Source organism: Flavobacteriales bacterium, assembly GCA_016699575.1.
GTDB lineage: Bacteria > Bacteroidota > Bacteroidia > Flavobacteriales_F > PHOS-HE28 > PHOS-HE28.
This window is the reverse complement of sequence record CP064979.1, coordinates 63570-76553: the sequence shown is the minus strand read 5'-3', so window position 1 is coordinate 76553 and position 12984 is coordinate 63570. Positions and strand designations below refer to the sequence as shown.

General features: G+C 63.2%; 13 protein-coding genes. 5 read left to right on the top strand and 8 right to left on the bottom strand.

All coding sequences use genetic code 11. The annotated features are described in order from the left end of the window. Both IPJ76_00370 and IPJ76_00365 read right to left on the bottom strand, forming a co-directional pair. Positions 1-2442, bottom strand: a complete 2442-nt coding sequence (locus IPJ76_00370) for a transketolase (GenBank protein QQR86712.1) — start codon at positions 2440-2442, stop codon at positions 1-3. A 231-nt stretch (positions 2443-2673) separates the two neighbouring features. Further along, a complete protein-coding gene (locus tag IPJ76_00365) occupies positions 2674-4395 on the bottom strand; it encodes a carboxypeptidase-like regulatory domain-containing protein (protein ID QQR86711.1) in 1722 nt (573 codons plus the stop codon). A gap of 132 nt (positions 4396-4527) precedes the next feature. Between IPJ76_00365 and IPJ76_00360 the strand changes: the two genes are divergently transcribed. From IPJ76_00360 to IPJ76_00350, 3 genes are all read left to right on the top strand, one after another. Continuing rightward, positions 4528-5709 (top strand): aminotransferase class V-fold PLP-dependent enzyme, encoded by a 1182-nt coding sequence (locus IPJ76_00360; protein QQR86710.1) that lies wholly within the window; start codon positions 4528-4530, stop codon positions 5707-5709. Further along, complete coding sequence (locus IPJ76_00355; protein QQR86709.1) at positions 5706-6242, top strand: N-acetyltransferase; 537 nt, start codon at positions 5706-5708, stop codon at positions 6240-6242. Before IPJ76_00360 ends, IPJ76_00355 begins: the two co-directional genes overlap by 4 nt. A gap of 75 nt (positions 6243-6317) precedes the next feature. Next, complete coding sequence (locus IPJ76_00350; protein QQR86708.1) at positions 6318-7241, top strand: EamA family transporter; 924 nt, start codon at positions 6318-6320, stop codon at positions 7239-7241. Here the strand turns inward: IPJ76_00350 and IPJ76_00345 are convergent. The 4 genes from IPJ76_00345 to IPJ76_00330 are packed head-to-tail and all read right to left on the bottom strand — an operon-like array spanning position 7238 to position 10799. Next, positions 7238-7969 (bottom strand): sulfite exporter TauE/SafE family protein, encoded by a 732-nt coding sequence (locus IPJ76_00345; GenBank protein QQR86707.1) that lies wholly within the window; start codon positions 7967-7969, stop codon positions 7238-7240. The genes IPJ76_00350 and IPJ76_00345 overlap by 4 nt on opposite strands. Positions 7970-7978: 9 nt before the next feature. Continuing rightward, the gene (locus tag IPJ76_00340; GenBank protein ID QQR86706.1) at positions 7979-9040 is read right to left on the bottom strand and encodes a response regulator; all 1062 of its coding nucleotides are present in this window, start codon (positions 9038-9040) and stop codon (positions 7979-7981) included. Further along, a complete protein-coding gene (locus IPJ76_00335; protein ID QQR86705.1) occupies positions 9037-10257 on the bottom strand; it encodes a PAS domain-containing sensor histidine kinase in 1221 nt (406 codons plus the stop codon). Before IPJ76_00335 ends, IPJ76_00340 begins: the two co-directional genes overlap by 4 nt. Positions 10258-10283: 26 nt before the next feature. Next, positions 10284-10799, bottom strand: a complete 516-nt coding sequence (locus IPJ76_00330) for a cysteine dioxygenase family protein (GenBank protein QQR86704.1) — start codon at positions 10797-10799, stop codon at positions 10284-10286. Between the two features lie 140 nt (positions 10800-10939). Between IPJ76_00330 and IPJ76_00325 the strand changes: the two genes are divergently transcribed. Beyond that, complete coding sequence (locus tag IPJ76_00325) at positions 10940-11209, top strand: heavy-metal-associated domain-containing protein (protein QQR86703.1); 270 nt, start codon at positions 10940-10942, stop codon at positions 11207-11209. Here the strand turns inward: IPJ76_00325 and IPJ76_00320 are convergent. Next, the gene (locus IPJ76_00320) at positions 11200-11616 is read right to left on the bottom strand and encodes a two pore domain potassium channel family protein (protein ID QQR86702.1); all 417 of its coding nucleotides are present in this window, start codon (positions 11614-11616) and stop codon (positions 11200-11202) included. The two genes, IPJ76_00325 and IPJ76_00320, sit on opposite strands and share 10 nt — an antisense overlap. A 2-nt stretch (positions 11617-11618) precedes the next feature. After that, positions 11619-12041 carry an Hsp20/alpha crystallin family protein gene (locus tag IPJ76_00315; protein QQR86701.1) on the bottom strand — a complete coding sequence of 141 codons (423 nt, stop codon included), beginning with the start codon at positions 12039-12041 and terminating at the stop codon, positions 11619-11621. A gap of 137 nt (positions 12042-12178) precedes the next feature. On the opposite strand from IPJ76_00315, the gene IPJ76_00310 reads away from it, so the two are divergent. Beyond that, on the top strand, positions 12179-12982 hold the full coding sequence (locus IPJ76_00310; GenBank protein QQR86700.1) for a universal stress protein: 804 nt from the start codon (positions 12179-12181) through the stop codon (positions 12980-12982). Positions 12983-12984: the final 2 nt, after the last annotated feature.

Genomic DNA, 12984 nt, shown 5'->3' with positions numbered 1-12984 from the left:
TCACTCCCTCACCATCCCCAGCACCTTCTCCACCACATCCTCCACGCTGGGCTTGCTGAAGTAGTCGCCATCGCTGCCGTACGCGGGGCGGTGGGCCTTGGCGCTGAGGGTGGCGGGTGCGGCATCCAAGTAGCGGTAGCCGCCTTGCACTTCCAGGACCTGTTGCAGCAGGTAGGCACTGGCGCCGCCGGGCACGTCCTCGTCCACCACCAGCAGGCGGTTGGTCTTCTGCACGCTCTGCACGGTGCGGTGCGCGCGGTCGAAGGGCAGGAGGGTGCGCGCATCCACCAGTTCCACACTTATGCCGAGCGCCTCCAGGGTGTCGCACGCCTTTGCGCACAGGTTGAAGGTGCTGCCGTAGCTCACCAGCGTTAGGTCGGTGCCTTCGCGCACCACGTCCACACTGCCGATGGGCACGGTGTATTGGCCGAGGTTGGCGGGCAGGCGCTCCTTGCTGCGGTAGCCGTTGAGGCATTCGATGACAAGGGCGGCGTCGTCGCTCTGGATGAGCGTGTTGTACATGCCCGCGGCCTGCTGCATGTTGCGCGGCACGCACACCACCACGCCGCGCACGCTGTTGATGATCATGCCCATGGGGCTGCCGCTGTGCCACACGCCTTCCAAGCGGTGGCCGCGCGTGCGGATGATGAGCGGGCACTTCTGGCCGCCCTTGGTGCGCCACTGCACGGTGGCCAGGTCGTCGCTCATGCCTTGCAGGCAGTAGAGCAGGTAATCGAGGTATTGGATCTCCGCCACGGGGCGCAGACCGCGCAGCGCCATGCCCATGCCCTGGCCCAGGATGGTGGCCTCGCGGATGCCGGTGTCGCTGACGCGCAATTCACCGAACTGCGCCTGCATGCCTTCCATGCCCTGGTTCACGTCGCCGATCTTACCGGTGTCCTCTCCGAACGTGAGCAGCAGCGGCTCTTTTTCGAAGAGCGCCTTGAAGTTGTCGCGGATGATGATGCGGCCGTCCACCTGCTCGTCGCTGGCGTATTCCACCGGCACCTCGGGCACTTCCAGGCAGCTCTTGGCGCTCTGGCTGTGCAGATGACTTCCGTAGCGCTCGTGGTTCACGGCGGTCTCGCGTTCCACCCAGGCGCGCAGTTGGTCGGCCAGCACGCCGGGTTGCACATCACCCTTCGACTGGCTCAGGGTGACAGCACGTCGTGCGGCGCTCATTACTTCCTTGCGACCGGGCGCGGCTTCGTTCCGCAGTTCAGCGGCAATGGCCTCGCACTCGCCGCCGATGCCTTCCAGCAGGCCGAGCACTTCCAATCGCTCGCCCTTCACTTCATCCTGGAACGCTTTCCATGCGGCTTTCTGCGCGGCGCGGGCCTCGGTCTTCGCCTTGTTGTCGATGGCATCCAGCTCCTCCGCCGTGGCGATGTTGTTGCCACCGGGGCGGAAGCTGAGGATCCACTCGCGGAACTTCACGTTGCAGTCGTACACCTTGTACCAGTCGAGCAAGGGCACCTGTTCGGTGGGCTTGCCGTCCTTGTCGCGGAGCCAATCGCTCACGCCGGTCTTGTAGCGCTCGTGGCTGCCGCTGGTGCTGTGCCCTTGCGGCTGCGTCACTTCTTCCACGTGGATGAGGCAGGGCACGTGCTCCATGCGGCATTGCGCAATGGCCGTTTCGTAGGTGCGGTTCAGGTGCGCATAGTCCCAGCCCTTGGTCTTGTAGATGCGCAGGCCGTTGGTGCCTTCTTCCTTCTCGAAGCCCGACAGCGCCTGGCTGATGCTGCCCTTGGTGGTCTGGTAGGCCTTGCTCACGCTGATGCCCCAGCCGTCGTCCCACACGCTCATGGCCATGGGCACCTGCAGCACGCACGCGGCGTTGATGGTTTCCCAGAAGTGGCCTTCGCTGGTGCTGGCATCGCCGATGGTACCGAAGGCCACCTCGTTGCCCTTGTCGCTGAAGTGCGTGTAGCCGTGCAGGGCGGGGTTGTTGCGGAACACCTTGCTGGCTTGCGCGAGCCCGAGCAGGCGCGGCATCTGTCCGGCGGTGGGGGAGATGTCGGGGCTGCTGTTCGGCTGTGCCATCAGGTCCTTCCACTCTCCGCGGTCGTCGAGGCTGCGCGTGGCGAAGTGACCGTTCATGCTGCGGCCGGCGCTGCTTGGGTCGGCGTTCACGTCGGCGTGGGCGTAGAGCTGCGCGAACCACTGCTGCACCGTCAGCTCACCGATGGCGAACATGAAGGTCATGTCGCGGTAGTACCCGCTGCGCCAATCGCCGTTGCGGAACTGCTTGGCCATGCACACCTGCGCCAGTTCCTTGCCATCGCCGAAGATCCCGAACTTGGCTTTGCCGCCCAGCACTTCCTTCCGCCCGATCAAACTGGCCTCGCGACTGATGGCACAGAGTTCATAGTCGCGGAGGATCTCCTCCTTCAGTTCGTCGAAGGTCATCTCCACTTCGGGTGCGGCTTTGGTTCGGGACATGGGCGTGTTCGGTACGTGGCGAAAGTAGAGGCTGACCGCGAACGCCCGATGGAACGCGGGACAGGTCAGGGGAGAGGACCCCACGTAGAGGCGCAGAGGAAGAATCCAAAACGCGGATCCATCCACGGATGAGGATGATGAAGATGATGCACGCATGTCGCTCGTCGCTACAGAGCATTTCTCTGCGTTCTCTGCGCCTCTGCGTGAGAAAAGAACGCTGCGTGCTTCTCGCTACAACCCGAACAGCGCCACGTTGTCTATCCCCAGTGCCTCCTTCACCTTGTCGTTCCATTCCAACAGCGCGTGATAGTCGCTTCCCAGCGCGGTTTCCTTCATGTAGCGCCGCGTCATGTCGCGCATGTCGCTGGTCCATCTCGAATGGATGCTGCGCGCGTGTTCCACGGTCATGGACGGTTGTTGGAGTTCAGCCAGCATGGCCCGCCGCTCCATCTCGCACAGGTCGAAGAAGATGTTGATGAAACAATCGGTGTGGCGCTCCTCGGGCAGGTGGTAGTACGAGCGGAAGCCATCGAGCAGCGTGGCGCTGAACACGCGCAGGGTGCCACCCGTGGTGTCCATGTCGAGGTAGAGCTGCGCTTCCAGGTTCACTTGGGTGGCGGGCACCGTTGCACCGCGTTGCTGGTAGTTGGCGGGGCGCATACCGTCGTCGGGCGGCGGCGGCAGGCTCTTCAGGCTGATGCGTTTCTCCGCGCTCCACCACGCGCAGTTGCTCTCGAAGAAGGTCGTTTTGCTTGTGCCGTCCGCCTTGCGGAACCCGTTGAAGGTGCCGTGGGTGCGCAGGAAGGCGCGGTCGCGTTGCTGCTGTGCTGTGCTCACCAGTGCGGGCGCTTGTTGCCAGAAGACGGTGTCGTAAGGCTGCAACAGGATCTTGCGGTAGTCCGGCTGCTCCTGGTCGTATTCGAACAGCGGCAGCATGAATGCACCGCCGGGGTCGAATAGGTGCAGCACGGCGTTGGTGCGCACATGCTCGCGACGGCCCATGCCTTCGTAGTCCATGGCGTAAGAGAGCTCGGTGTGCTGGAGCGTGTTGGCATCGGAACGCCACACATGCTTGATGCGCAGGTCGGTGCTATGGATGCGGTCCATCGCTTTGTAGGGCTCGAAGGGCACGGGTGCGCAAGCGGTGCAGCGCAGCTCGTACGCCAGCACACGGTCGTCTTTGCGGCGCAGCCACAGGTCCACGGTGAAGGCATTGCCCGAAGTGTCGCGCGGCGTTAGGCGCAGCAGGTCGGTGCCGCTGTCGTCGGTGCTGCGCAGTTCGGCGCGGTAACGCTTCTTGATGGCCTTGGCCGTGGTCCATTGGAACGGCGTGGCGGGGTAATGGTCGTTGGCGGCGGTGGGGTCGAAGAGCGTAACGGCCTTGGTGGTGTTGAGGCTCACGAAGTAGCGCTGGCCGCCCTCGCGCGTTTGCACGGGCGCCACACCGATACGGCCGTGCTTCAGGTGCAGGTCGCGCACGCGGGCACCGGCCAGCTCCGCGTTGTAGAAACACTCGATGACCTCCACCGGTTGCCCTTCGAGGTATGTCTCCAGCTCAAAGTACGCGCGTGCCGTGCCGCTCCCTTGCTCGCGCAACGCCTTGGATACGCGGGCGACGCGCTCGTACTGAGCCTCGCTGCCCTTCACGGTGAACGACGGCAATTCCTTGGCGGTGGGTTGCAGCAGAACGATGCTGTTGCGAGCAAAATCCCGCGCACTGATCACGCGCGTCCGATAGCCGATGAGCGCCACGCGCAACGAGTCGCGCAACGTGTCGGCCACCATGTTGAAGGCGCCCTCCTCGTTCGCCAGGGTGAAGCGCACTGAGCCTTGCACGCCGATGCTCGCGTAGGGCAGCGGCTCGCGTGTACCGGCATCCAGCACGCGACCGGTCAAGGGCACTTGGGCCAGCGCGGGAAGCGGGAGGAGGAGAAGCCAAGCCAGTTGGCGCATAAGCCAAAGGAAGAAGACCGCAGCATGCAGCGCGGACCGTTGCTCGGTGCCGCTGTGACAGGTCGTTCAGCGGCACGGGACCGATGCTGGGGTCGGGATAGGTTTGCACGCCCGCACCCACAGGGCTTGCCCATGACCATCACCGACCTCGATGTCTCCCGCGCCCGTGCGCTCACACCAGGCTGCGACAACGTCATCCACTTCAATAACGCAGGTTGCGGGCTCATGAGCCAGCCTGTGCTGGACACTGTGCTGGAGCACACGCAACTCGAAGCGCGCATGGGCAGCTACGAGGCCGCTGCCGCCAAGGCCGATGCGCTGAACGCGGTGTACGCATCCTTCGGCAAGCTCCTCAACTGCCACGCTGATGAAGTGGCCCTTACCGATGGCGCTACGCAGAGCTGGCATCGCGCCTTCCACAGTGTGCCACTTGGCAAAGGTGATCGCGTGCTCACGGCCAACAACGAGTACAACAGCAACTGGCTGAGCCTCCGTCGGCGTTGCGACCAAGTGGGCGCTTCGTTGGAAGTGGTGCCGAGCGATACCGACGGCCTCATCGACGTGGACGCCCTGAAGCGCATGCTCGATGAACGGGTGAAGCTGGTGGCCATCACGCAGATCACCAACAGCAACGGCAAGGTGAACCCGGTGGCGGAAGTCGGTGCTGCGGTGAAGACCTCCAACGCCATCTACCTCCTCGATGCCTGCCAGGCCGTGGGCCAGATGCCGGTGGACTTTGCGCGCATCGGCTGCGACATGCTCACCGGTGCAGGACGCAAATTCCTGCGCGGGCCGCGTGGCACCGGCTTCATGGTGGTGCGCCGCGCGGTGCTCGACCGCCTCGACCCCATGGTCATCGACATCCACTCCGCCAAGTGGACCGGTCGCGATACGTTCGAGTGGCAGCCCGGCGCGCGCCGCTTCGAGGTGATGGAGTTCAACATCGCCGACCGCCTCGGCATGGGTGCCGCCGTGGACCATGCGCTCGGCTGGGGCCTCGACAACATCGAAGCGCGTATCCTGGGGCTTTCCACGCTGCTGCGCGAACGCCTGAACGCCTTGCCCGGCGTGCAGGTGCGCGACCAAGGCACGCGCCCCAGCGGCATCAACACCTTCACCATCGAAGGCGCCGACCTGCAGGCCTTGCTGCTGAAGCTGCGCGCACAAGGCATCAATACCAGCGTCACCAACTTCGATTGGGCCTGGCTCGACCTGAAGGAGCGCGGCATCGAGAGCATCATGCGCGCCTCGCTGCACTACTACAACACGGAGGAAGAAGTGGAGCGTTTCGCAGAAGCGATCGCGCGCCGATGAGCAGTGCACCCCACATCCGTCCGGCCACCGAAGCCGATCTGCCGGCCATCCTCGCCATCACCAACGAGGTGATCGCGAACACCACGGCCATCTACGCCTTTCAGCCCCAACGCTTGGAGGAGCGAGCGCGTTGGTTCAATGATCTGAAGGCCGGTGGCTGGCCCGTCATCGTGGCGGTGGAAGCAGGACAGGTCACGGGCTTCGGGAGCATCGGCGTCTTCCGCGCGCGGCCCGGCTACAAGTACACCGGCGAGCATTCGGTGCATGTGCACGCCGGGCACCGCGGCAAGGGCGTTGGGCGCGCGTTGCTGCAAGCGCTCATCGCCGAGGCGGAACGCATGGAACTCCGCACCATCGTCGGTGGCATCGATGCGGAGAACGCCATGAGCCTGAAGCTGCACGACGACCTCGGCTTCATCGAAACGGCGCGCATGCCGCAGGTCGCTTGGAAGTTCGGTCGTTGGCTTACGCTCGTCTTCATGCAACTGACGTTGGCAGGACCGCGAACACCTCGGGAAGGGAACGACCGTTAGATCAATAGGATCCAACGGTGCCGGTCGCGCCGATCACGGTGTTGGTCTGGCAGCGTACCTCTGCACGCGCAAACCATGCCCACCGCCCAGGAACCGTCGCGTCTGAAAGTCTATCTGGCTTTCGCGGCCATCTACATCATCTGGGGCAGCACGTACTACGGCATCCGCGAAGCGCTCACCGGCTTTCCGCCGTTCATGCTCGGTGGGCTGCGGTTCGCCTTCGCTAGCCTGCTCATGTTCGCCTGGTGCGGCGTGAAGCGTGTGCCCGTGATGCCGGGCAAGTACCTGTGGAAGGTGCTGCTCGTAGGGTTCCTGTTGCTCTTCGTTGGTAATGGCGCAGTGGTGTGGGCGCAACAGACCGTTCCCAGCAGTGTGGCGGCCATCACCATCGCCGTGGCGCCGCTCTCGTTCACGCTGCTCGACAAGCCGCAATGGCGCGTCAACTTCCGCAGTCCCGCGACCTTGCTCGGCGTGCTGGCGGGCATTGTAGGCGTGTACTTGTTGTTCAGTGAACGACTGAGCGAGCAAGTAGCGGGCGGCTTTTCACCGCAGGCATCGGCGCTGGTGGTGCTCGGTGTGGGCATCATCGCTTGGCCGGCGGGTTCGTTGTTCAGCAAGTACAACCCGGTGCCCATGCCCAACATGGTGAACAGCGCGTGGCAGATGCTGATGGGCGCTGCGTGTTTCCTCGCAGTGAGCGTGGCGCGCGGCGAGTGGACCGGCTTCAGTTTCGCCGAGGTGCCGACGAACGCTTGGATCGCCGAAGCCTACCTGGTCGTCTTCGGTTCCATCATCGGGTTCAGTGCTTACGTGTGGCTGCTGCAAGTGCGGCCCGCCACGCAGGTGAGCACTTACGCCTATGTGAATCCCGTCGTGGCCGTGCTGCTCGGTGTTTATCTCGGCAACGAAGTGCTGAGCATGCAGGAACTGGCAGGACTAGTCGTGATCCTCGGCGGCGTGCTGCTGATCAACCTGGCCAAGTACCGGGCATCGCGCTAGCGGGCCAGACCCTGCCACACGGTGATGATGCCCATCACCACCACCAGGCCGAGCACGATTCGCCGGAACATGTCCTGGGGTATTCGGTCCAGCGCGCGCTTGCCCACCCAACTGCCTCCGAAACTGGCCACCGCCATGGCGGGCAGGTAGTAGAGCACTTCGGCCGTCATGAAGCCGTGCGAGGCGTACACTACGCTGCGGCTCAGGTCCACGCCCATGTCGATCCACGCGCTGGTGCTCACGAACGCGCTCTTCTCGAGCGCGAACGCCGCCAGCGTGATGCCGCGCACAGCGCCGCCCGTGCCTGCGAGACCGGCGAGCAATCCGCTGATGGTGCCGCCCACAACCGCGTTGGCGTTCGTCGCTTCCAACTTCCAGGTGTGCTTGATGAGAAGTAGCGTCCCGAGAGCGATCAGCACGAAACCCAATACCACGGCCAACCATTGCTCATCGAGGAATACGGTCGCCTGCGCACCGATAAGCACCCCGACAACAGCCGGAGTGCCCAACCACAAAAGCAAGAGCCACGAAACGCCGCTGCGGAAGAGCAGCATCTTGGCGGCATTGCTGAAGAGGTGGAAGAGCGCTGTAAGCCCAAGTGCCTGCTCGAACGGCATGAAGAAACCCGCCAACGGCATCACCAGCATCGATGAGCCGAACCCGCCGATGGTGCCCAGCACTTCGGCCACAAGCAGCAGGAAGAAGAAGAGCAATTGCTCCGTCAGCACGCGGTGAACTTACCGCACGGCCACTTTCTCGAGCTTCGCTCTGTCCTTGATGCGGATGTCGCGGCCCTGCGTTTCGATGATGCCTTCGTCCTTCAGGTCGGTGAGGCTGCGTATGAGCGATTCGGTGGCGGTGCCCACGATGCTGGCCAGGTCCTCGCGGCTGATCTTCACGCCGAGACTTCCGGCTGCTCCTTCGGCATAACGTGCGTTCACGCGCAGCAGTGCTTGTGCCACGCGTTGGCGCACGCTGGCATACGCCAGTTGCAGCAGGTGCTGTTCCTTCTCCTTCACGTCGTTCGCCAGCATCTTGATGAAGCGGATGCTCACGTCGCGGTCCTTGTAGAGCAGGGCGAGCAGGTCTTCGCGCGGGATCAATGCCACCTCGCATTCCTCCATCGTCTCGGCGCTTTCCATGGCACGCCCGTTCTCCAGCAGCCCCATGTACCCGATGAAATCACCCGCACCGTGCAGACCGGTCACGAACTCCTTGCCGTCGTTGTTGATCTTGAAGGTGCGCGCCTTTCCGCTCACGAGGTAGGGCACGTTGCGCAGGTCATCACCTTCATGGAACAGTGGTTCCTTGGGGGGAACCTTGCGCGTCTTGCGGTCCTTGCCCAGGTCTTTCAACGCTTCCAGTCCGCGGGCCTGGTCCAGGAATTTGTTCAGCCCGTCGAATCCGTTGTCGAAGCCCTTCTTGAACAGTTCGCTACGTTTCATGCGCCCCTCGATGGCGTTGAGCAGTTCGCTCTCCTCGAACGGTTTGGTGAGATAGTCGTCGGCGCCCAGCTCCATGCCTTTGCGCACATCGCTCCGCTCGGCTTTCGCGCTCAGGAAGATGAAGGGAAGCTCGGCGGTGGCCGGGTCGCGGCCCAGCATGTGCAGCACGCTGTAGCCGTCCAGCTCGGGCATCATGATGTCGCAGAGCACCAGGTCCGGCGGGTCCTTGCGCGCCAGCTCAATGCCGCGCCGTCCGTTCTCGGCCTTCAGCACGCGGTAGTTGGCCAGTTCGAGGATCTCGGCCGTGTTGTCGCGCATGTCCGCGTCGTCTTCAATGAGCAGGATGGTCTTCATGAGGGTAGGGCTGGGGTGGGTGCGAGGCGTTGTGGCAGCGATACGGAGAACACGGTGGAACCCGGTTTGCTCGCGAACGTGATGCTGCCGCCGAGCAGGTCCAGGTAGCGTTTCACGATGTTGAGCCCGAGACCGGTGCCTTGGATGGTCATGGCATTGCTGCCACGGAAGAAGCGTTCGAAGAGGTGCTGCTGGTCGGCGGCGGGGATGCCCATGCCTTCATCCGCCACTTCCACGTGCAGGGTGCCGTTGGTGATGTGCGTGCGCAATTGGATCGGCTTGCCTTCCGGCGAGTACTTCACGGCGTTGGTGACCAGGTTGCTGATCACATGGCCCAGCATGTTGCGGTCGGTGGTCACGGTGCGCTCTTCGCCCGTGTGGTCGAAGTCGATGGACTGTCCGGGCTTGGCCAGCGTGCGCAGTTCCTCGATCTGCTCGATGCAGTGGTGCACGATGTCGAACTCCACGGGTGCAACGGTGATGAGGCCTTGCTCTATGCGTTCCAGCGATAGGAATTCGTTCAGCATGGCCGTCAGCTCGCGCACCTTGCCGCGGATACGGGAAACGTGCTTGTCCACCTTATCGGGCTCGCCGCCTTCGGTGTAGCGCCCGATCAGGTCCACGCTGCTCATGATGGTGCTCAGCGGCGTGCGGAACTCGTGGCTGGCCATACTCACGAACCGGCTCTTGAGCGCGTGCAGTTCCCGCTCCTTCTCCAATGCTTCGCGCACGTCCTGTTCGGCTTCCTTGAGCTGTGCGGTGCGCTGTTCCACCCGCTGCTCCAACTCCTGGTTGGTGCGGTGCAGTTCTTCCTCGGCCTGTCTGCGCAGGGTGATGTCAGTGACCAGTCCCATCACGTAGCGCTGCCCGTCCACTTCGAAGTGGTTCAGGCTCACTTCCACGGGCAGGCTGCTGCCGTCTTTGCGTTGGCCCCACAGGTCCATGCCAATGCCCATGCTGCGCTGCACGGGCGCTTTGTCGTAGGCTTTCCGGTGCTGGGCATGCCGACCGCGCGCGGCATCGGGTATGAGCGTTTCGATCGATCTGCCGAGAAGGTCCTGATCAGCATAACCGAACATGGAACTGAGCCTCGGGTTCACCATCAGGATCCGGCCTGCACCGTCCACTACTACCAGCCCTTCAGCGGCCGTGGAGAAAAGCATCTGGCAAACGCGGGCAATGTCCAACGTCGCCAATCCGGATGCTCCCTTGCTCATGCGGTGCAAGGTACCGGCGTGCCGGCTCATCGGGGAGGACCAGCAGGGGATACCTTATAGCCACCAGTGCCCTCATCGAACACGCGCCACTTGCTCATGGGCTTGGCATACAGGTTCAGTGTGGCAGCACGCACCGGACCGTAGTTCGTGAATCGGTGTATGGCCGACCCGTTCGCAATGCGGTCCACCTGGCCCGGGTGCAGGTGCAGTTCGGCGATGCGTTTCAGGCCCTTGCCCGGTTCCAGCACGAAACGTTCCTCCACCACTTCACCGGTCACGGGATGGATCCATGCGGTCTGGCTATCGTAGTCGTGCACGCTGGTGCGCTGACCGGGCTCGTAGCAGATCAGCAACAGCTCGAAGTCGTCGTTGCGGTGGATGCAGGTACGCGTGTAGTGCCTGCTGTTCCACCGGAAATACGGGTCCAGGTCGTGGGTGGGCACGGCATACCGTTCCAGGATGGCCGCATAGTCTTCCGGCTTACGGTGGCGCAGCAGTTCGCGAACGAGGTCGCGGATGGTGGTTATGGGCGCTAAGGGCATGCCGCCTATCGGAACGGATCGTGCTGCGAACCTACCGGGGCTCCAAACGGGCTTTCCTGACGAACGTCAGGCCGGTCGACGACCTTGCTCAGCGATGCCGCTGCTACTGCTTGCCTGCTTTGGGAACAAACCCAAGCGCCATGGCCGTGCTCAACGTGGAAGTCGAGAACCTGAAATGCGCTGGCTGTGCCAACACCATCCGTCGCAAGGTGGAAGTCATCAATGGTGTGGAAGGGGTGACGGTGGACGAAGCGGCCGGCGTGGTGCACGTGCTCCACAATGGACTTCTTGTCGAGGAGGAAGTTTTCGACGTGTTGAAGCGTGCCGGATACCCCAAGCGCGGGACCGGCGATATCCTGGACAAAGCCGTATCGTACGTAAGCTGCGCCATCGGCAAGGTTCAGCGGTGAAACGGGTCGCGGCGCTCGTCATCGTCGCTGCTACGGCGGTGGTGTGCTGAACGGCCGTGCCGCATGCGCCAGCGATCACGCATCAAGCGGTGCTCGATGAACTCCAGGTAGTTCCGGCCCACGATGGTCATCGCGCTCAATGCCGTGGTGACACCCGTGATGACGTAAAAGGCCACGAACAAACGCGAGACCTCGTGCGTGGGGTGCAGGTCGCCGTATCCGACCGTGGCCAGTGTAGTGACGCTGAAATAGAACGACGAGATCCAGCTCCAGTCCTCGGTGTAACGCATCACCACCGTGCCGATGCTCACGAGCAAGGTCAAAGCCGCCACCGATAAAAGCACGGAGGAGCGCAACCGTGCGCGCTCCTCCGATGCTGTTCTGCGTTTGTCGCGGACCCAGGCCATGTTTACTTGATGGCCACGGCCTTGGTGCGTGGCGGCGCGGCCTGGGCCTTCTTGCCGATCGTGAGGTGCAGCACGCCATCGGCGAAGTTGGCCTGCACGTTCTCCGGGTCGGCGTTCTCCGGCAGTTGGAAGCTGCGCTCGAAGCTGTTGTAGCGGAATTCCCGGCGCCGCCATCCGTCCTGGTCCTTGGTTTCCTCGTGCTTTTGCTCGCTGCTCACAGTGAGGATACCGTCCTCCACCTGCACCTTCAGGTCTTCCTTCTTGTGGCCCGGCGCTGCCAGCTCCACTTTGAACTCGTTGTCCAAGATCCGGATGTTCACCAGCGGGAACTCGCGCTCGCGGAACAGGCGGTCGCCGAAGAGGCGTGCGGGCAGGTCGAACACGTCGGTGTCGAAGAGATCGGGGGTGCGCTTGATGAGGTTCATGGTAGTGCGGGTATTGGTACAGCACGAAGCAAATCGAACGTCCAGGCGCTATCCATGACAAGTCGCGCGTTGCCAACTGATCTTCATCAACCGGATGGCTGTGCGCGGTGCGATCTTTAGGGGAAATACCGATCACCATGCTTCGCATTGTTCTTCCTACCGACTTCAGCGAGAATGCGCTGCACGCCGCCAAGTACGCCGTGCATGTTTGCGGCAAGGAAGCTGAGTACACCTTGCTGCACGCCTACTACGATGTTGGCTTCGTGGGCCCCGACGGCCCGGCCTACGGCCCTGTGGTGGTGGATGCGGCACAAGAGGGGCTTGAACGCGCTCGAAAGCGCTTCGTGGAGGCCACCGGCGCTGAGCGCGTGGGCACGCGGCTTCTCTTCGGTCCTTTGGCCATGGCCGTTCGCGGGCTGGTGGAGGACGAGAAAGCGGACCTGGTGGTGATGGGCAAACGCGGTGAAACAGGCTCGCTGTTGTTCGGCAGCAATACCACCGACGTGATCAAGAACAGCCGGGTGCCGGTGTTGGCCGTGCCGGAACATGTGCCGTTGCATCCGCTGCAACGCATCGTCCTGGGCGATGATCACGACGGCTCCTACAGGGCCGACCATTCCATGTTGCGCATGTTGGCCGCACGGAACAAGGCGGAGGTGATCATAGCGCACCTGCCCGTTGAAGTGCCCGAAGGAGCGGACCAGTGGAGCAGCAGCATGTACAACGTTGCGCTGGCCGATGTGCCGCATTCGTTCACCACGGCCACCGGCGACGATGCCGTGGACGCCTTGGAGCGACTGGCACGGCGCCGCCATTGCGACATGGTCTGCGTGCTGCACCGCCACCTGGGCTTCATGAAGCGGATCTTCAACCCGAGCACCACCAAGGAACTGGCCTTACAGAGCGACCTGCCGTTGCTCGTGCTGGAACAGAAGGGCTGAAT